General features: G+C 74.3%; 18 protein-coding genes. 4 read left to right on the top strand and 14 right to left on the bottom strand.

What is annotated here, in order from left to right:
- Positions 1–12: 12 nt before the first annotated feature.
- Positions 13–207, bottom strand: a complete 195-nt coding sequence (locus EV376_RS11835; protein ID WP_130322629.1) for a hypothetical protein — start codon at positions 205–207, stop codon at positions 13–15.
- A 373-nt stretch (positions 208–580) separates the two neighbouring features.
- Here EV376_RS11835 and EV376_RS11830 point away from each other — a divergent pair, with 373 nt between their 5' ends.
- Entirely contained in the window at positions 581–1,885 is a 1,305-nt protein-coding gene (locus EV376_RS11830; protein ID WP_130322627.1) for a CAP domain-containing protein, read from the top strand.
- Between the two features lie 105 nt (positions 1,886–1,990).
- A complete protein-coding gene (locus EV376_RS11825) occupies positions 1,991–2,839 on the top strand; it encodes an endo alpha-1,4 polygalactosaminidase (RefSeq protein WP_130322625.1) in 849 nt (282 codons plus the stop codon).
- Positions 2,840–2,893: 54 nt separating this feature from the next.
- Here the strand turns inward: EV376_RS11825 and EV376_RS11820 are convergent, their stop codons facing one another.
- The 9 genes from EV376_RS11820 to rsmD all read right to left on the bottom strand — a co-directional run bounded on the left by EV376_RS11820 (position 2,894) and on the right by rsmD (position 10,734).
- On the bottom strand, positions 2,894–5,134 hold the full coding sequence (locus EV376_RS11820; RefSeq protein WP_130322623.1) for an MMPL family transporter: 2,241 nt from the start codon (positions 5,132–5,134) through the stop codon (positions 2,894–2,896).
- 204 nt (positions 5,135–5,338) lie between these two features.
- Positions 5,339–6,202 carry a bifunctional DNA-formamidopyrimidine glycosylase/DNA-(apurinic or apyrimidinic site) lyase gene (gene mutM / locus EV376_RS11815; RefSeq protein ID WP_130322621.1) on the bottom strand — a complete coding sequence of 288 codons (864 nt, stop codon included), beginning with the start codon at positions 6,200–6,202 and terminating at the stop codon, positions 5,339–5,341.
- Positions 6,195–6,983 (bottom strand): ribonuclease III, encoded by a 789-nt coding sequence (gene rnc / locus EV376_RS11810; protein ID WP_207228132.1) that lies wholly within the window; start codon positions 6,981–6,983, stop codon positions 6,195–6,197. Before rnc ends, mutM begins: the two co-directional genes overlap by 8 nt.
- A complete protein-coding gene (locus tag EV376_RS11805; RefSeq protein ID WP_486482888.1) occupies positions 6,980–7,954 on the bottom strand; it encodes a phosphate acyltransferase PlsX in 975 nt (324 codons plus the stop codon). The genes rnc and EV376_RS11805 overlap by 4 nt, the downstream gene beginning before the upstream one ends.
- A 135-nt stretch (positions 7,955–8,089) precedes the next feature.
- Entirely contained in the window at positions 8,090–8,263 is a 174-nt protein-coding gene (rpmF, locus tag EV376_RS11800) for a 50S ribosomal protein L32 (RefSeq protein ID WP_130322617.1), read from the bottom strand.
- 5 nt (positions 8,264–8,268) lie between these two features.
- Complete coding sequence (locus EV376_RS11795) at positions 8,269–8,832, bottom strand: YceD family protein (RefSeq protein WP_130322615.1); 564 nt, start codon at positions 8,830–8,832, stop codon at positions 8,269–8,271.
- Positions 8,833–8,920: 88 nt separating this feature from the next.
- The gene (locus tag EV376_RS11790; RefSeq protein ID WP_130322613.1) at positions 8,921–9,418 is read right to left on the bottom strand and encodes an SPFH domain-containing protein; all 498 of its coding nucleotides are present in this window, start codon (positions 9,416–9,418) and stop codon (positions 8,921–8,923) included.
- 267 nt (positions 9,419–9,685) lie between these two features.
- Positions 9,686–10,174 (bottom strand): pantetheine-phosphate adenylyltransferase, encoded by a 489-nt coding sequence (gene coaD / locus EV376_RS11785; protein WP_130322611.1) that lies wholly within the window; start codon positions 10,172–10,174, stop codon positions 9,686–9,688.
- A complete protein-coding gene (gene rsmD, locus EV376_RS11780) occupies positions 10,171–10,734 on the bottom strand; it encodes a 16S rRNA (guanine(966)-N(2))-methyltransferase RsmD (RefSeq protein WP_130322609.1) in 564 nt (187 codons plus the stop codon). Before rsmD ends, coaD begins: the two co-directional genes overlap by 4 nt.
- A gap of 375 nt (positions 10,735–11,109) precedes the next feature.
- On the opposite strand from rsmD, the gene EV376_RS11775 reads away from it, so the two are divergent.
- Positions 11,110–12,033 (top strand): LPXTG cell wall anchor domain-containing protein, encoded by a 924-nt coding sequence (locus tag EV376_RS11775; RefSeq protein WP_130322607.1) that lies wholly within the window; start codon positions 11,110–11,112, stop codon positions 12,031–12,033.
- A gap of 150 nt (positions 12,034–12,183) precedes the next feature.
- Here EV376_RS11775 and recG read toward each other — a convergent pair whose 3' ends face one another.
- Together recG and EV376_RS11765 are read right to left on the bottom strand one after the other, a co-directional pair.
- Positions 12,184–14,388, bottom strand: coding sequence for an ATP-dependent DNA helicase RecG (gene recG / locus EV376_RS11770; protein ID WP_130322605.1), 2,205 nt, complete (start codon positions 14,386–14,388; stop codon positions 12,184–12,186).
- Positions 14,385–16,016 carry a DAK2 domain-containing protein gene (locus EV376_RS11765; protein WP_130322603.1) on the bottom strand — a complete coding sequence of 544 codons (1,632 nt, stop codon included), beginning with the start codon at positions 16,014–16,016 and terminating at the stop codon, positions 14,385–14,387. The genes recG and EV376_RS11765 overlap by 4 nt, the downstream gene beginning before the upstream one ends.
- A 176-nt stretch (positions 16,017–16,192) precedes the next feature.
- Between EV376_RS11765 and rpmB the strand changes: the two genes are divergently transcribed.
- Positions 16,193–16,384: a 50S ribosomal protein L28 gene (rpmB, locus tag EV376_RS11760; protein WP_011905179.1), complete on the top strand. Its 192-nt coding sequence runs from the start codon at positions 16,193–16,195 to the stop codon at positions 16,382–16,384.
- A gap of 168 nt (positions 16,385–16,552) precedes the next feature.
- Here rpmB and EV376_RS11755 read toward each other — a convergent pair whose 3' ends face one another.
- A complete protein-coding gene (locus tag EV376_RS11755) occupies positions 16,553–17,020 on the bottom strand; it encodes a GNAT family N-acetyltransferase (protein WP_130322601.1) in 468 nt (155 codons plus the stop codon).
- A gap of 28 nt (positions 17,021–17,048) precedes the next feature.
- Complete coding sequence (locus EV376_RS11750) at positions 17,049–18,002, bottom strand: thiamine-phosphate kinase (protein WP_130322599.1); 954 nt, start codon at positions 18,000–18,002, stop codon at positions 17,049–17,051.
- Positions 18,003–18,054: the final 52 nt, after the last annotated feature.

The raw sequence follows: 18,054 nt of genomic DNA, 5'->3' as shown, positions 1-18,054 counted from the left end.
CGGACCGCCGGATCAGGTCAGAGCGGGCTCGGCGATGCGGAGCAGGTCGTCCGCCTCGGCCGCCGCCGCGGCGAGCCGATCGTTCTCGGCACGCAGCCGCGTGATCTCGAACTCCAGTGCCTGAACCGTGGCACGCAGTCGGGTGACCTCGTCGAGCAGGCGCCGGTCGGGCGCCGCACCTACGTGGCCGTACAGGGCCTTCGCCATGTTGACTCCTTGATATGCGCTGCCGGAAAGGCCGGCCAACGCGCGCCCCTTAGTACGCGACTGTCATTCCAGGCGATTCTGGGCATGACCGGGCGCGACTGGCGACACCTCCATATTGAGCCGATACCCCCTCCTTCGTCAAGTTCCCGCAGGCCGTAGATCATCTCCACGTCAACCTGTCCACTTGGCGGGGGGCTGCCACATGGCGCGGACACGCTCTGTCCGGACCTCTTAACTGTACGCTCCGGATCTCCGGAAATCCCTACCTCCGCTTCCCGGTTCCCCTTAACTCTTCCTTAGCCACGTTGCCGCGCGTCCCGGCCGACACGTAGCGTCACGTCGGCCCACCACCAACCCCGCGGAGGCTAACGGCGTGTACGGCTGGAACGACCCGATCGACCCGGACGGCGCCGCCCGGCGACCCGAGCCGGCGGCCGACGAACCGGCCTGGCTGACCGACCGGCCCGAGCCGCGCTCGGCATACCTGTTCGGCGACGAGCCGAACCGGCCGGCCGACGAGTGGCACCGCGAGCAGCCGACCGCGCGCTGGCAGCCCGAGCCGGGCCCCGGGCAGCACGGGACGGCAGCGGACGCCTACCACGACCGGCCCGCCCAGCACTGGGAGCCGGCCCCCACCTGGCAGCACCAGGAGGCCGCGGGCGGCTGGCAGGGCACGGAGCCGACCTGGCAGCACCAGGAGGAGCCGACGGCCGGCTGGCACCGCGAGGAGGCCACCGGCTGGCGGGACGAGCCGGCCGGCGACCGGTACCACGCGGAGACCGCCGGCGGATGGCACGAACCGACCGCCGGATGGCGCCACGACGAGACCGCCGGGTGGGCGGGCACGGCCGCCGGCGGGTACGCCGACGAGCCGGTGACCGGCGCGCTGCCGGTTGCGTACGGGGGTGCGCCGACCGAGGCCGGGCAGCGCCCGGCCCGCCGGATCAGGCGCCCGGTGCTGATCGGCGGCGCCGCCGCGGCGGCCACCCTGGTGGTGAGCCTCGGCGTCGGTGCCGTGGCGCTCTCCGGCGGCGACGACGCCACCCCCACCTCCGCCGTCGACGACACGATCGCGACCGCCCCCGCCGTGCCGGAGGACGGCGAGACGCCGGTCGAGGACCTCACCCCGACCAGCCCGAGCGCGGCGCCGACCAGCGCGAAGCCCTCCCCCTCGGTCACCCCGAGCCGGAAGCCGTCCCCGGCGGCGTCGCGGTCCACCGCTTCGGCCCGCCGCGCCGCGACCCGGACCACCGCGCCGTCCACCGGCGGCGCCTCCGCGCCGGCCAGCGGCAGCGTCAGCGCGCAGGCCCGCGAGGTGGTCGACCTGGTCAACGCCGAACGCGCGAAGGCGGGCTGCGGCGCGCTGGGCATCGACGACAAGCTGATGGCCGCCGCCCAGCGGCACAGCCAGGACCAGGCCGACCACCGGAACATGTCGCACACCGGCAGCGACGGCAGCGACCCCGGGGACCGGATCGACCGGGTCGGCTACCAGTGGCGCACGTACGGCGAGAACGTCGCCTGGAACCAGAAGACCCCGGCCGCCGTGATGGACGCCTGGATGAACAGCCCCGGACACCGGGCCAACATCCTCAACTGCGCCTTCACCGAGATCGGCGTCGGCATCGCGAGCAGCAACGGGCCGTACTGGACCCAGGTGTTCGCCGCGCCCCGCTGAGCCGCGAGTCGTTGTCGGGTCCGTCCTCGTTGACCGGGTGAGGTACGCCGCAGCGGCGTACCCGCTCGGGCGGCGACCCGCCGTCCGCGACCTGCGGAGCTGCCGATGCGGATCCGGCCGCGAAGAGGCGCCGTCGGGCAGGGCCCGCGCCGGGCCCTGCCGGCCGCCGTCGCGCTGCTGCTGCTGACCCCGGTGTACGCCTGCGCCGTGGAACTTCCCCGGCCGGGCGCCACGGCCACCTGGCCGGCCGCCGAGGTCCGCCACTGGCAGTGGCAGTGGCAGCTCAGCGGCGTGCTGGACCCGGACGTGCCGGCCGACGTCTTCCTGCTCGACCCGGTCACCACGACCGCGGCGCAGACCGCCGAGCTGCGCGACCGCGACCGGGACCGCCGGCTCATCTGCCAGGTGCACGTCGGCTCGGTGCGGCCGACCGACCCGGACGCGGCCCGCTTCCCACCCACCGCGCAGGGGCTGCCCGCCCACCGCCCGCAGAGCCGCTGGCTGGACGTCCGGCAATGGGACACCCTGCGTCCCGTACTGGCCGACCGGTTCCGGCTCTGCCGGGGCAAGGGCTTCGCGGCGGTGGCGATCGCCGACGCGGACGCGTACGCCCACCGCTCCGGCTTCCCGCTCGACTTCGACCACCAGCTGCGCTTCAACCGGAACCTGGCCGAGCTGGCCCGCTCCCTGGAGCTGTCCCCCGGCCTGGTCAACGCGGTACCGCAGATCGCGGCGCTGGCACCGGACTTCGACTTCGCGGTCAACGAGGAGTGCGTACGCCTCGGCACGTGCGCGAAGCTGCTGCCGTTCGCCGAGGCCGACAAGCCCGTGTTCCACGTCGAGTACACCGGCTCCACCGCGGACTTCTGCGTCACCACGCTGGGCTACGGGTTCACGTCCATCCGCAAGGACCGGGCCCTCGACGCCTGGCGGCAGCCCTGTCCCGCGCCCTGAGCGGCCGTGGGCCGGGCCGCACGCGGCGACCCGGCCCACGGGAGGGAGATGCGGTCAGCTCACGCCGACCAGCTCCGGCGCGGGCGCCGGCGGGTCGGTCGACGCCGGCGCGGACCGGGCCCGCAGGAAGCGCGGCGCCCACCAGTTCCGGTCCCCGAGCATGGTCATCAACGACGGCAGCACCACCGCGCGGATGATCGTGGCGTCCAGCAGGATCGCCGCCGCGAGACCGATGCCGAGCTGCTTGAAGTCGATCGTGCTGAGCGTGGCGAAGATCGAGAAGACTCCGACCATCACGATCGCCGCGCTGCTCACCACGCCGGCCGAGGACGTGATGCCGTGCGCCACGGCCTCCCGGTTGGGCAGGCCGGCCCGGATGCCCTCCCGGATCCGGCTGATCACGAAGACGTGGTAGTCCATCGACAGCCCGAAGAGCACCACGAAGAGGAACAGCGGCAGCCAGGTGACGATCGCGCCCATCGACGTGAAGCCGAGCAGGTCCTCGGCCCAGGTGCCCTGGAAGACCACCACCAGCAGCCCGTACGCCGCACCGGCGGAGAGCAGGTTGAGCAGGATCGAGCTGAGCGCGATCACCACCGAGCGGAACGTCCACGCCATCACCAGGAAGGTGAGCGCCAGCACGAAGCCGATGACGAGCGGCAGCTTCTGCCGGATGTGCCGTTCGTAGTCCGCGCTGGCGGCGACGTCGCCGCCCACCGCGTACTCGACGCCGGCGAGTCCGCCGAGCGCGGCCGGGGCCAGGTCCGCGCGCAGCCGCTCCAGCGACTGCGTCGACCGGCCGTCGCGGTTGGCGTACGGGGTCGCGACCTGCAGCACCGACACCCGACCGTCGGCCGACACCCGGATCTTCGGGCCGTCCGCCTCGGTCGGCGCGAAGAGCGGCTCGGCCGACGCCCGGGCGGCCAGGTCGGTCAGGGCGGCCCGGACCCGGTCGGCGTCACCCGCCGGGGCCCGGACCGCGACCGTGTGACTGGTGCCGTTGCTCGGGAAGGCGGCGGTGAGCCGGTCGTACGCCTGCATCGCCGGCGTCGTGCGGGGCAGGTCCTCCATCCCGGGGAACTGCAGCTTCATGCCCAGCGCCGGCGCCGCGAGGGCGAGCAGCAGCCCGACCGACACCACCAGGGTCGCCACCGGCGCCCGCAGGGCCGGCGTCAGCACCGCCGGCCAGAACCGCGGCTTCGCGGGCACGCCGTGCCGCCCGGTACGCGGCGCGGTCAGCCGCCACAGCAGCGGCACCCGGGGCCGGTCCACCCAGCGGCCCAGCTTGGCCAGCAGCGCCGGGAGGACGGTCAGCGAGCCGATCACGGCGACCGCGACCACCAGGATCGAGCCGACCGCCAGCGACGAGAAGACCGCGTCGTTGACCAGCAGCAGGCCGGCCATCGAGATGATCACGGCGAAGCCGGACACCACGACGGCGTGCCCCGAGGTCTCCGCGGCGATCTCCACGGCGTCCAGGCCGGATCTGCCCTTGGCCCGTTCCTCCCGCTCCCGCCGGACGTAGAACAGCGAGTAGTCCACGCCGACCGCCATGCCGATCAGCAGGATCACACTGGCCGTCACGTCGGTGGCCGGCACCAGGTGCGAGGCGAGCGTGGACAGCCCCATCGCGGCGGCCACCGACGACAGGGCCAGCAGCACCGGCACGCCGGCGGCGATCAGCGCCCCGAACGCGATGACCAGGATACCCAGGGTGACCGGGAGGCTCAGCAACTCGGCCCGTTTGAAGTCCGCGCCGAGCGTGTCGTCGAGCGCCTGGTTGATCGACGGCCCGCCGACCTGCTCGATCCGCAACCCCGGGTGCGCGCCCTGCACGTCGACGGTGACGTCGCGCAGCGGCTGCACCCGGTCGGCCGCGGTCTCCGGGTCACCGGACATGGTGATCGGCAGCAGCAGCGCCGAGCCGTCCCGGGCCGGCACCGGCTCACCGACCGCCGCGACCCCCGCCACGTCCCGCAGCCGGCCCGCCGCGTCGTCGGCCGCGACCTTCGCCGCCGTCATGTCCAGCACCCCGCCGCGCGGCGTGATCAGGACGTTCTCCGTCGCCGGTTCGTCGAAGCTCCCCGACTCCACGATGGCCGACGCCCGCCCCGACTCGCCGACCGCCTGGTCGGACTGGTCGGCCTCGGTGAGTCCGGCCGCGCTCCCCCCGACGAAACACACCGCCACGAACACCACCCACAGCGCGATCGCGCGCCACGGGTGTTCGGCACTCCAGCGCGCCAGCCGTACCGTCACCGGTCTCGCCCCCGTGCTCACCGGTCCTGTCCCCATTCCGGGTCCCCCTGTCATGTCAACCCCTGTCAACGGAGTCGACGCTAGGGACGTGACGAGGCGGGGACATCCGGGAACGGCCCCGGTCCGTCCCGGAACCGGTCACCTACCGGCAGCGGACCTGGTTCCGGTGCGCCGGCCGCTCAGGTCCGGGTCCATCCCGGACCAGCCGGGGGCGGCACACCGGCGCAACCCGGAGAGCGCTCAGGGTCGGACCCGGAGGGATCCCCGAGGCCGCGGCTGGCAGCGTGGGCAACTGAACGACGACCGGTTCATGAACGCCTCGCGGCGGATCGGCGTGCCGCACCGCCGGCACGGCTGACCCGCACGCCCGTACACGTTCAGCGCGCGGTCGAAGTAGCCGCTCTCGCCGTTGACGTTGACGTACAGGGCGTCGAAGCTCGTCCCGCCCTCCTTGATCGCCTCGCCGAGGACGTCCCGGACGTGCCCGAGCAGGCGCAGCGCGGCGGGGCGGGTCAGCGCGTCGGTCGGCCGGGCGCCGTGCAGCCGCGCCCGCCAGAGCGCCTCGTCGGCGTAGATGTTGCCCACACCGGACAGCAGCGTCTGGTCCAGCAGGGCGCGCTTGATCTCGGTGCGGCGGCGGCGCAGCGCGGCGACGAAGTCCGGGTCGGCGAACTCCGGGTCCATCGGGTCCCGGGCGATGTGCGAGATCTCCGCCGGCAGGTCCGCGCCGCCCTCGCTGACCGACAGCCCGCCGAACGTCCGCTGGTCCACGAAGCGCAGCTCGGGGCCGTCGTCGGCGAACCGGAACCGGACCCGCAGGTGCGTCTCGTCCGGCGCCCCGGCGGGCTGCAGGAGCAACTGCCCCGACATGCCGAGGTGCCCGATCACCGCGTCGCCGCTGTCCAGCGGGAGCCACAGGTACTTGCCGCGTCGCCGCACGTCCAGGATCGTGGTGCCGGCGAGCACGTCGGCGAAGTGGGCGCCGCCGGCGGTGTGCCGGCGTACCGCCCGGGGGTGCAGGACCTGCACGCCGGCGATCCGCCGGCCGATGACCCACTGGGCCAGCCCCTGCCGGACGGTCTCGACCTCCGGCAGCTCAGGCACGATTGGCCTCGCCGGCGATCCCCGCCTCGACCGGGTCGCCCGCCCCGTCGACGCCACCCTGCTCGCTCTCCGCGTGGGCGGTCAGCGTCCGCCAGGCCGACTCGGCGGCCCGCTGCTCGGCCTCCTTCTTGCTCCGCCCCTCGGCGCCGCCGTAGCGGTTGCCGGCGACCACCACCCAGGCGGTGAAGGTCTTCAGGTGGTCCGGGCCGGTGCCCTCGATGCGGTACTCCGGGACACCCAGGCCCTGCGCCGCGGTCAGCTCCTGAAGGCTGGTCTTCCAGTCCAGCGCCGCCCCGCGCCGGGCCGACTCGGCCATCAGCGGGTCGAACAGGCGGTGGATGACGATCGCCGCGGTGTCCAGCCCGTACTGGAGGTAGATCGCGCCGAGGAGTGCCTCCAGCGTGTCGGCGAGGATGCTCGCCTTGTCCCGGCCGCCGGTGGTCTCCTCCCCCTTGCCCAGGAGCAGGTACGGGCCGAGCCCCTCCGGGCCGAGCCCCCGGGCCACGTCGGCGAGGGCCCGCATGTTGACCACGCTGGCCCGCAGCTTGGCCAGTTGACCCTCGGGCAGGTCCGGGTGGTTGTGGAACAGCGCGGTGGTGATCACGACGCCGAGCACCGAGTCGCCGAGGAACTCCAGCCGCTCGTTGGTGGGCAGGCCGCCGTTCTCGTAGGCGTACGAGCGGTGGGTCAGCGCACGCTCCAGCAGCTCCGGCTCCAGCGTCACGCCGAACGCCGCCTCCAGGTGGCCGACGGGCGGGCGCCGGCGGTTGTCGTTGCTCATGATGTGCGTACCTCGGTGTCGGTGATGCGGTCGGTGCGGTCCGTGGGATCCCCCGCGTCGATGCCCGCGAGCAGCGCGCGGACCCGGTCGGCGGCCCGGCGCCGCCACAGGTGGGCGGCCAGCGCGATGCCGGAGGCGACGTCGTCACCGCGGGCGGCGCCGTGGCACACGACCACCGTGCCGGCGACGCCGAGCAGTGCGGCGGCCCGGGGGGCACCGCCGCCGGCCGGCGGGCCGCCGGCCATCGCGTACGCGCCCTCGATCGCCTTGAGCAGCACGTTACCGGTGAACCCGTCGGTCACCACCACATCCGCACGCGCGCCGAGGGAGACGTCGTACCCCTCGACGAGGCCGATGTAGCGACCGCCGCACGGCAGCGGCGCGGCGGCGAGCGCGGGATCGGCCAGGCGGCGGGCGCGGTCGCCCTTGCCGGGCTCGGTGCCGACGGAGAGCAGCCCGACGCGCGGCGACCCGACGGCGTGCGTGACGGCGGCGTACGCGGCGCCGAGGACCGCGTGCCGGGCGAGGATGGCCGGGCGGGGCTCCAGCGAGCCGCCGACGTCCAGCAGGACGACCGGGCCCTGGACGGCCGGGAGGGTCGCGACCAGGGCCGGGTGCCGGACGTCCGGCCAGCGGCCGAGACCGAGCGCGACGGCGGTGACGGTGGCGCCGGTCGAGCCGGCGGAGACGAGCGCGTCGGCGGCGCCCTCGCGGACGGCGTGCACGGCGGCGCGGACGGTGCTGTCGGCACGGGCCGCGACGGGATCGTCGCCCATCCCGACGGCGGTGTCGACCGGCCGGACGGCGACCCGGGCGCGTTGGGTCGGGTCGAGGGCGGCGACCAGCGCGCCGGCGGCCTCGGCCGGACCGACGAGGAGCAGGTGCAGGTCGGGGTCGGCGCGGACGGCCCGCAGAGCGCCGTCAACCACGACGGCGGGAGACTCGTCCCCGCCGAGGAGGTCGACGGCGATCCGCGCGGTACCCGGCTCCGCCGGAACGCCGGCCGGGACAGGCCGGCCGGCGTCGGAGGGAGCCGGGGCACCGGGCGAACGCCAGGGCGCGCGCGCCGCCCGACCGAAGGTCGGGGGCGTCACTCGGCGACCAGGTCAGACGTCGAGAACCTGACGGCCCTTGTAGGTGCCGCAGACGGAGCAGGCGGCGTGGGGCAGCTTCGCGGACTTGCACTGCGGGCAGGCCACGGTCGCGACCGCCGAGGTCTTCCACTGCGCCCGACGGGCCCGGGTGTTGCTGCGCGACATCTTGCGCTTGGGGACGGCCACGGTTCTTACTCCTCTTTACGGGTCAGTTGCGACAGGGCCGCCCAACGCGGGTCGACCTGCTGGTGACTGTGGTCGGCCGGCAGTTCGTCCCAGTGCACCCCGCAGTCGGGGCACAGGCCTGGGCAGTCCTCCCGGCAGAGCGGGTTGGTCGGCAGTGTGAGCACCACCGCGTCCCGCAGTGCCGGCTCCAGGTCGATCAGATCGCCCTGCATCCGGCCCACCTCGTCCTCGTCGGTCGTGGTGTCCGTGGTGCTGTTCTCGTACGCGTACAGCTCCTGGATCCGCACGGCCACCGAGTCGTCGATCTCGCGCAGGCAGCGGCTGCACTCGCCCTTGACGCGACCGGTGACGGTCCCGGAGACGAGCACACCCTCCGACACCGACTCCAACCTCAGGTCGAGGTCGAGGTCCGCGCCCTCCGGCACGCCGATCAACTCCACGCCGAGGTCCGCCGGTGCCGGTACGACCCGCTTGACCGTACGCAACGCGCCAGGCCGACGCGGCAGGTCTCTCGTGTCGAGGACCAGCGGCGACCTGGGGTCGAGTGGTGAAGGCGTGTGTTTGGGCATAGTCAGACTCCGGCCGGTGAGAGGCCGACAAACGAGGTTACCTGGGCGATCGCCGCAGCGTCGAATCGGGGGCGGCCCCGCCCCGACCTCAGAAGGGTAGCGGGCGTTCCGCCTCGTCCCCAGCGAACGTGCCGATCTCCCGCAGCGCGTGCATCTTGTCCCGGCCGCGCTCGATCGAGGCGAGGGCACGGGTGAGGAACTGCTCGAAGTTGGCGAGCGCGGTGTCGACGTAGTCGTCGACCTCCTCGCGCAGCCGCTGCGCCTCGGCCCGCGCCTCGGCGATGATCCGGGCGCCCTCGTGCTCGGCGGAGACGGTGATCTCGTTCACCGACACGAGCCGGGCGTGCTCCGCCTCACCCTCGCTGATGATCCGGTCCGCCTCCCGCTTGCCGGCCTCCATGATCTTGTCGCGCTCCTCGAGCAGCGCGGCGGCCCGGCGCAGGTCGGCGGGCAGCTCGGCGCGCAGCTCGTCGAGGGCGGCGATCATCTCGCCCCGGTCGACCATGCAGTTGTTGCGCGACATCGGGACGGAGCGGGCCTGCTCCACCATGGCGATCAGTTCGTCGATGCGATCGAGCGGGTCCACCGGTACCTCACTCCTGTCGTTCGTCGGCCGACCTCAATGATGCGGGCTGAACCCGGATTCGGCGCTCCCACACATGATGCGGTGCGCCGTCCACGTCCACACCATGACCCCACCCCGGCGCGTCGCATCCGCTTCCCCTCCGCACCTTCGGCCCCGACAAAGCGCGCAGATCAGGGCGAAACAGGGCGAAACTGCGGGATCGCGGGCGCGTGGGCCGTGGGCGCGGCGCGTGCGGGACGTGCGGAGACAGGGGTGTGGGCGTGGGGGTCAGGAGCGGGTGGGGGGATCCAGGCGGGCGGCCAGGGCCTCGCGGACCACGTCGGGGACGTGGGCGGAGATGTCGCCGCCCCACTTCGCCACGTCCTTGACGAGGCTTGAGGAGAGGAACGAGTAGAGCGGATTGGTCGGCATGAAGAGGGTCTCGACGCCGGCCAGGCCGATGTTCATCTGGGCCATCTGCAACTCGTAGTCGAAGTCGCTGACCGCCCGCAGGCCCTTGATCAGGACGCTCGCCTGCTGGGCGCGGCAGAAGTCCACCAGCAGACCGCGGAAGGACTCCACCCGTACGTTGTCGTACGACTTGGTCACCTCGCGGAGCATGTCGATGCGTTCCTCGACGGTGAACAGGCCGGTCTTCGACTGGTTGATCAGCACGCCGACGATCACCTCGTCGAACAGCCGGCTGGCCCGGCCGACGATGTCGAGGTGACCGTTGGTGACCGGGTCGAACGAGCCGGGACACACCGCACGTCTCATGATCGGCGACCGTACCAAAGGGTGGTCTCGCCGTAGCGACGACTACGCTCGCCAGTGACGCCCTGCACCCAGGCCACCGGCCCGGTCCGGCTGGAGCGCTCCACCACCACCAGCGCCTCCGGCGCCAGCCAGCCGGTGCCGACCAGCGCGCCGAGCATCGCCGACACCTCGTCGTCGGACACCGCGTACGGCGGATCGGCGAAGACCACGTCGTAGGGGTCGCCGTCCGGGCCGGCCGCGAGCACGGTGGCGACCTTCCCGGTGACCAGCCGGACGGCCGGGCCGGCCCGCAGCGCGGCGACGTTCTCCCGGATCACGCGGGCGGCGCGCGGGTCGGACTCGACCAGCAGTACGTGCGACGCGCCCCGCGACAGCGCCTCCAGCCCCACCGCCCCGGATCCGGCGTACAGGTCGGCGAAGCGTGCGCCGTGGAGGTCGACCTCCGCCTGGATCGCGCTGAACAGCGCCTCCCGGACCCGGTCGGACGTCGGGCGGGTGCCGGCACCCGCCGGGGCGGCGATCCGTCGCCCGCCCAGCGTGCCGGCCACGATCCGCGTCACCGCCTGCTCCCGGTCATGGTGATGACGCTACGTCACGCGGCCCGGCCCGGCACCGCCCGGACCGGCAGTCCGGACGCCTCGTCCGGCCGGACGACGACAACTCGGCCGACCGAACGGCGCGAACGGCGATCCACACCCGACGGTCATCGGTCGATCACCACGCGTCCATCAATGATCACAAATAGACAACATCATGGAGTCATCCTCATCCGGACGCCCGCGGTTCATGACCGGTCAGTACAGTCACCCCCTGCGTCCGCCCCAACGGACGCACACCCCGCGTCCGGGCGAGCGTCGATGAGCCGGCGGCCACCCTCGGCCGCCGCTGTCTCCCGCCCGCCCGGCAGTTCGTCCGACCCGTCACCAGGAGCAGACGTGAACCGTCTCCACCCCAAGTTCCGGCGCGTCACCGCCGTCGCCGCCGGAGCGCTGCTCGGCCTCACCGGCGTCGCGATCTTCGCCGCTCCGGCCAGCGCCCACCACCCGGAGCCCGCCGGCACCTTCTGCCTGCGAGCCGACAACCAGGTCGAGGTCACCTGGACCGTCGGCAACAGCGAGCGGGATCTCGAGGGCACCATCAGCAAGCTCGAGTCGACCATCCCGGCCGACTTCGCCGGCACCCTCGCTCTCGACGCCACCCTGCCGAAGAAGGGCGACGGTCCGCTGACCGCGACCCAGACCCACACGTTCGAGGGCGCGCTGCCGGAGCTGAAGCTCACCGTCGAGGCGAAGTGGAAGCGGGGCAACCGCAACATCACCGAGGAGCGCAGCGTCACGGCCAAGCCCGCTGGCGACTGCAAGGGCGAGGAGACCCCCACGCCCACCCCGACGCCGACCGAGACCCCGGAGCCCACGCCGAGCCCCGAGCAGCCCTCCCCCACCCCGACCGAGCCGACGGCGACCCCCACGCCGGAGCCGGAGGAGCCGGTGTTCCGGCTCGAGGAGACCTGCGACGAGATGATCTTCACGGTGGAGAACCCGGCCAAGGGCATCCCCTTCACCGCGACGCTGGTCACCGAGAAGGGCGTCACCAAGAAGCTGGAGTCGAAGCCGGGTGAGACGGCTTCGGTCACCTTCGACGCGTACCCGGGCCTGAAGGTCACCGTCTCGTACGACGTCGTCGAGGGCAGCGAGACCATCGAGTACACCGAGCCGAAGGACTGCGGTGGCGAGGGTGGCGGCCTGCCCGTCACCGGCGCGAACACCACCCTGGTCGCGGGCGGCGCGGCCGTCCTGCTGGCCGCCGGCGCCGGCCTGTTCGTGCTGGCCCGCCGCCGGAAGCTCCGGTTCACCGCCTGAGCGGAGAGCACCTGACGCGCGGAGGCGCGCCGGCCCACCGGCCGGCGCGCCTCCCGCCGTTCCCGGCGGCGAACGACCGGCGGCCGACGGCGGGCGTCGGGCGCGACGTCGAGAAGGGACCCTTCCGCTACCGCAGGAGCGGGATCCTTCTCAGCCCTTCTCCAGGTATTCGGCGCGGTCGGCGTCGACCAGGGCGGCCACCGAGGCGGCCAGCGCCGGGTGCCGGGCCAGCTCCGGATCCTCCTCGACCAGCTCGATCGCCTCGGCGCGCGCGTCACGGATCAGGTCCGCGTCGCGCAGCAGTGACAGCAGCCGCAGGTGCGAGCGGCGGCCGGACTGCGTCGCCCCGAGCACGTCGCCCTCGCGGCGCTGCTCCAGGTCGAGTTCGGCCAGCTTGAAGCCGTCCGTCGTGGACGCCACCGCGTCCAGGCGCTCCCGGGCCGGGGTGCCCTCGGTGGCCTCGGTGACCAGCAGGCAGAGCCCGGGCGCGGCCCCCCGGCCGACCCGGCCGCGCAGCTGGTGCAGCTGGGAGACGCCGAACCGGTCGGCATCGAGCACGATCATCACGGTCGCGTTCGGCACGTCCACGCCGACCTCGACCACCGTGGTGGCCACCAGCACGTCGAGGTCACCGGCGGCGAAGGAGCGCATCACCGCGTCCTTCTCGTCGGCGGGCAGCCGGCCGTGCAGCACGCCGATCCGCAGCCCGTGCAGGGGGCCCTCGGCGAGCAGCGGCGCCACCTCGGTCACCGCCAGGGGCGGCCGCCGCCCGGTGTCGTCCGCACGCGGCTCGGCCTCCTCGTCCGCCTGCGCGCCGTCCCCGATCCGCGGGCACACCACGTACGCCTGGTGGCCGGCGGCAACCTCCTCGCGCAGCCGCTGCCAGGCCCGCTCGAGGAAGGCCCGCTTCTCGGCGGCCGGCACCACGTGCGAGGCGATCGGCGAGCGGCCGCGCGGAAGCTGGGAGAGGGTGGACACCTCCAGGTCGCCGTAGACGGTCATGGCCACCGTGCGCGGGATCGGCGTGGCCGTCATGACCAGTACGTGCGGCGGCTGCTCGGCCTTGGCCCGCAGCGCGTCCCGCTGCTCGACGCCGAACCGGTGCTGTTCGTCGACCACCACCAGGCCGAGGTCGGCGAAGTCGACGCCCTCGTAGAGCAGCGCGTGGGTGCCGAGCACGATGCCGGCCCGCCCCTCGGTCACCTCGGCGAGGGCCCGCCGCCGGGCGGCCGCGCCCAGCGACCCGGTGACCAGCTCGACCCGGGTGGCGTGCTCGGCGGCGTCCAGCTCGCCGGCCCGTCCGAGCGGCCCGAGCAGGTCGAGGATGCCGCGGTGGTGCTGCGCGGCGAGCACCTCGGTCGGGGCGAGCAGGGCCGCCTGCCCACCGGCGTCGACCACCTGGAGCATCGCGCGCAGCGCGACCACCGTCTTGCCGCTGCCGACCTCGCCCTGCAGCAGCCGGTGCATCGGGTGGGCGGTGCCCAGGTCCGCGGCGATCTCGGTGCCGACGTCCCGCTGGCCGGGGGTCAGCTCGTACGGCAGGCGGGCGTCGAACGCGTCGAGCAGCCCGCCGGCCACGGCGGGCCGGGGCCGGGCCGGTCGGGCAGCGGCCTGGTGCTTGCGCTGCACCAGGGTGAGCTGCACCGCGAACGCCTCGTCCCACTTGAGCCGGCGCCGGGCCCGGTAGAGCGCCTCCTTGCTGGACGGGCGGTGGATCTCCCGCAGCGCGGTGCCGAGGCCGACCAGGTTGCGGCTGGCCCGTACGGTCGCCGGCAGCGGGTCGTCCGGCGGGGCGACCGTGTCCAGCACGACGCGTACGCAGCGGGCGATCACCCACGTCGGCACCGCCGCGGCGGCCGGGTAGACCGGGATCAGCGCCCCGGCGAACTCCTCGACCTCCTCGCTGGCCGCCGCCTCGCCCTCGCCGCCGGAGCCGAGCAGCACGTACTCCGGGCCGTTGAGTTGCCGCTTGCCCCGGAACTCGGTGACCTTGCCGGCGAACAGCCCCCACCGGCCGGGGCGCAGGTCCCGCTCGCGCCACGCCTGGTTGCCGAAGAACGTCAGGGTCAGGGTGCCGCCGGAGCCGTCCCCGACGGTCACCTCCAGCAGGTTGCCCCGGCGCTGCCGCATCGGGCGGACGGCGGTGCGCTGCACCTGGGCCAGCACCGTGACCTGCTCGCCGACGTCGAGTGAGCGGATGTCGGTGTGCTCGCCGCGCTCGTCGTACCGGCGCGGGACGTGGTAGAGCAGGTCGCCCGCGGTGTGCAGGTCGAGGTGGGCGGCGAGGGCCTTCGCCGTCTTCTCCCCCACCAGCTTCTTCAGCGGAGTGTCGACCGTGGCCTGCTCGGCTGTCATTCGACCCCCACCAGGAGCGGGTAGTGCGGCTGGCCGCCCGGGTACGCGTTCACCTCGACGAACGGCCAGGCCCGGGTCACGTGCTCGCGGACCGCCTCGGTCAGGCCGGGGGGCGCGTCCGCCCCGGCGAGCAGGGTGACCAGCTCGCCGCCGCCGCCGAGCATCCGGTCGACCACCGCGGTGCAGGTGTCGAGCAGCTCCGACCCGATGAGGTGCACCTCGCCGTCCACCAGGGCGAGGACGTCCCCCGCCCGGCACGGCCCGGCGACGGTGAGCGCCTCCCGGCTGGCGTGGCAGACCTCCGCGTACCGGCACGCGCCGGCGGCCTCGGCCATCGCGATCACGTCGTCCTCGAAGCGGCGGCCCGGGTCGCGGACCGCGAGGGCGGCGAGGGCCTGGACCGGCGACCGGGTCGGTACGACGCTGACCCGGATGCCGAGGGCGTGCGCCTCCTTGGCGGCGTTGCTCGCCACGGCCTGCGTGTTCGGGTCGTTGGGCAGCACCACGACGCGAGCCGCGCCGGTCCCGCGGATCGCGTCCAGCAGCTCGCCGGTGGACGGGTTGCCCGGCACCACCGTCGCCCCCTCGGCGGCGAACAGCTCGGCGATCCCGGCACCGGTCGCCACCACCACGGCGGCCCGGCCGTCGGGGACGCGGGGCAGCGCGTCACGCGGGGCCGCCGAGGGCGCGGTCTGGTCGGCGAAGCGGGTCACGGTGATCCGGTGCGGGCGGCCGGCGACCACGCCCGCCTCGATCGCCGCGCCGACGTCGTTGACGTGGACGTGGACGTTCCAGGTGCCGCCCGAGGCCGCGCCGTCACCGACCACCACCAGCGAGTCGCCCAGGGCGGCCAGCTCCTCCCGCAGCCGGGCCACCGCCGCCGGCTCGGCGTCGAGCAGGTACTGCACCTCGTACGCGTACGCCTCGGAGCCGGTCTCCCGGACGGTGGTGGCCGGCGGACGGACCGGGCGGAGCACGGGCGCGGCGTGCTCCGCCCGCTCGCCGGTGACCACCTCCACCAGGGCGTCGAGCAGCAGGCAGAGCCCCCGCCCGCCGGCGTCGACCACGCCCGCCCGGGCCAGCGCCGGCAGCTGCTCGGGGGTGCGGCTCAGCGCTCGGACCGCCTCGTCCGCCGCCGCCCGGGCCACGGTGCGCAGGTCGTCGCTGTCGGCGCCCTCGGCCGCGCCGGCCGCGGCCGCGACGACGCTGAGCAGGGTCCCCTCGACCGGGGCGGCGACGGCGGCGTACGCGGCGGCGGCGGCCTCGCGCAGCCCGGCGGCCAGGTCCCGACCCCGCACCGCGGGGCGGGCGGCCACCGCGTCGGCGAGACCGCGCAGGATCTGCGACAGGATCACGCCGGAGTTGCCCCGGGCGCCGAGCAGCGCGCCCCGGGCCATCAGCCGCAACGCGTGCCCGTGCGGGGTGGGCCCGTCGTCGGGCAGCGTCTCCAGGTCCATCGCGAGCGCCGCCTGCGCCGAGGTGAGGGTGAGCACGAGGTTGGTGCCGGTGTCGCCGTCGGGCACCGGGTAGACGTTCAGCTCGTCGATCTCGCCCTGGTGGCGCTTCAGTGCGGCCAGCCCGACCACGCACCAGCGGCGGACCGCGGTGGCGTCGAGGGTGTCCAGCACGGCGAGTAGCCTACTGGCGCGCACCGACACGTGCCGGGGTCGGCGGCGACCGCCCGGCGTGTCCGGCCGTGCCGGGGGCGATTGGTCGTCGGGCCGGTGGATCGGGTAACCTGACCAGGTTGCCCGGGCAGCGCCTGGCGGCGACCTCATGAACGTTTCAATCCCAGGAGTATCCCGTGGCTAGCGTGTGCGACGTCTGTGGCAAGGGGCCGGGCTTCGGCCACAACGTGTCCCACTCGCACCGGCGGACCAACCGCCGCTGGAACCCGAACATCCAGTCGGTGCGGACCCCGGCCGGTGGCGGCAACACCAAGAAGCTGAAGGTGTGCACGTCCTGCATCAAGGCCGGCAAGGTCACCCGCGCCTGACGCGGTAGCGCGTTCGTTCTGAAGCCGGCGGGCCCCGCGGGGGTCCGCCGGCTTCGCCATGCCCGGACCCGCTCACCCATTCCGCGATCTTGCACGTTCGGCCCTCGATCTGCGGTCTGAGGAGCTTCGTCGGGGCGCGACGTGCAAGATCGCGAGGCCCAGGGGCGGCTAGAGGGTGCGGCCGAAGGAGATGCAGCCGGGGGCGTCCTTGTAGAAGCCGAAGTTCGGGATGCGCTCGTAGCCGGACGAGCCGTACAGGGCGATCGCTTCGGGCTGCCGGTCGCCGCACTCCAGCACGATCCGCTTGCGGCCCTGCTCGCGCGCCGAGTGCTCCACCGCCGCCAGGACCGCCCGGGCCACCCCCCGCCCCCGTACCTGCGGGGCGACGTACATCCGCTTCAGCTCCGCCGTGTCGCCGCCGTCGCCGTGGCTGCGCCACCCGCCGCACCCCACCGGCTCGCCGTCGAGCAGGGCGATCAGGAACGTCCCGGCGGGCGGCTGGAACTCGCCCGCGTCCACCGGGGTGTCGTCGCCGCTGCCGCCGTACCGCTCGCCCAGGTCGGCCAGCGCGGCGCGGATCAGCCGCTGCGCCGCCGGCGAGTCGAAGCGGACGGCATGGATCTCCAGGTTCTGCACCAGTGCAGGGTACGACCGTGCCGAGCCCTCACCGGAAGTGGTCCCAGCCGGCGACGCCCTCCCACGGCCGGCCGTCGACGGTCACCCCGGAACCGGCCGTGACCTCGCCGATCGGCCGCCAGCCCGCCGGCAGCGCCGCCGCCCGCGGGAAGGTCGCCGCGAGGGCGTGGTCCTCGCCCCCGGCCAGCAACCAGGTGTACGGATCGACGCCGAGCGCCTGGGCGGCGTCCGCCATCTGCCGGGGCACCTCGAACGCGTCCCGGCGCACGTCCACGGCGACGCCGCTGGCCCGGGCCACGTGGCCGAGGTCGGCGAGCAGCCCGTCCGACACGTCGATCATGGCCGTCGCCCCTGCCCCGGCCGCCACCGGTCCGGCCGCGTAGGGCACCTCCGGCCGCCGGTACGCCTCGACCAGCAGTCGCGGCGTCCGGAAGCCCCGGGACAGCACGGTGAGCCCGGCCGCCGCGTACCCGGTCCGGCCGGCGATGGCCACGACGTCCCCGGGGCCGGCCCCGGCCCGGGTCACCGGCGGCCGGCCTTCGAGATCGCCGAGCGCGGTCACCGCGATGGTCAGCGTGGGGCTCGCCGACATGTCCCCGCCCACCACGCTCGCGCCGACCACGGCCGCCTCCGCGCCCAGGCCGTCCGCCAGTTCCTCGGCCCACCCGGTCGGCAGGTCCCGCGGCATGCAGAGGGCGACCAGCAGGGCGGTCGGCCGGGCCCCCATCGCCGCGATGTCCGCGAGGTTCGCCGCCGCCGCCCGGTGGCCGATGTCCCGCGCCCCCGACCAGTCCCGGCGGAAGTGCCGCCCCTCCACCAGCACATCGGTCGAGGCGACGACCCGGGTGTCCGGAGCGGCCACGACCGCCGCGTCGTCGCCGGGACCGAGCAGAACGGTCGATCCGTACGACAACCGGGCGGTCACCCGGTCGATCAGACCGAACTCCCCCACCCCCACGACGCTGCTGCCGTCCTCGCTCACCGCTTCTCCTTGACCACCGATCGGGATCAGACCTGGTCCGTAAGGTACTTTC

The sequence above is a fragment of the Micromonospora sp. CNZ295 genome (assembly GCF_004217535.1).
This window is presented reverse-complemented; position numbering and strand designations above follow the sequence as displayed.

Bases quoted from the DNA above. Each gene is read 5' to 3' on its own strand.
- EV376_RS11835 (WP_130322629.1), bottom strand. From the start codon at position 207: ATGGCGAAGGCCCTGTACGGCCACGTAGGTGCGGCGCCCGACCGGCGC.
- EV376_RS11795 (WP_130322615.1), bottom strand. From the start codon at position 8,832: ATGCCCAAACACACGCCTTCACCACTCGACCCCAGGTCGCCGCTGGTC.
- EV376_RS11820 (WP_130322623.1), bottom strand. From the start codon at position 5,134: ATGGGGACAGGACCGGTGAGCACGGGGGCGAGACCGGTGACGGTACGG.
- EV376_RS11825 (WP_130322625.1), top strand. From the start codon at position 1,991: ATGCGGATCCGGCCGCGAAGAGGCGCCGTCGGGCAGGGCCCGCGCCGG.
- coaD (WP_130322611.1), bottom strand. From the start codon at position 10,174: ATGAGACGTGCGGTGTGTCCCGGCTCGTTCGACCCGGTCACCAACGGT.
- rnc (WP_207228132.1), bottom strand. From the start codon at position 6,983: ATGAGCAACGACAACCGCCGGCGCCCGCCCGTCGGCCACCTGGAGGCG.
- recG (WP_130322605.1), bottom strand. From the start codon at position 14,388: ATGACAGCCGAGCAGGCCACGGTCGACACTCCGCTGAAGAAGCTGGTG.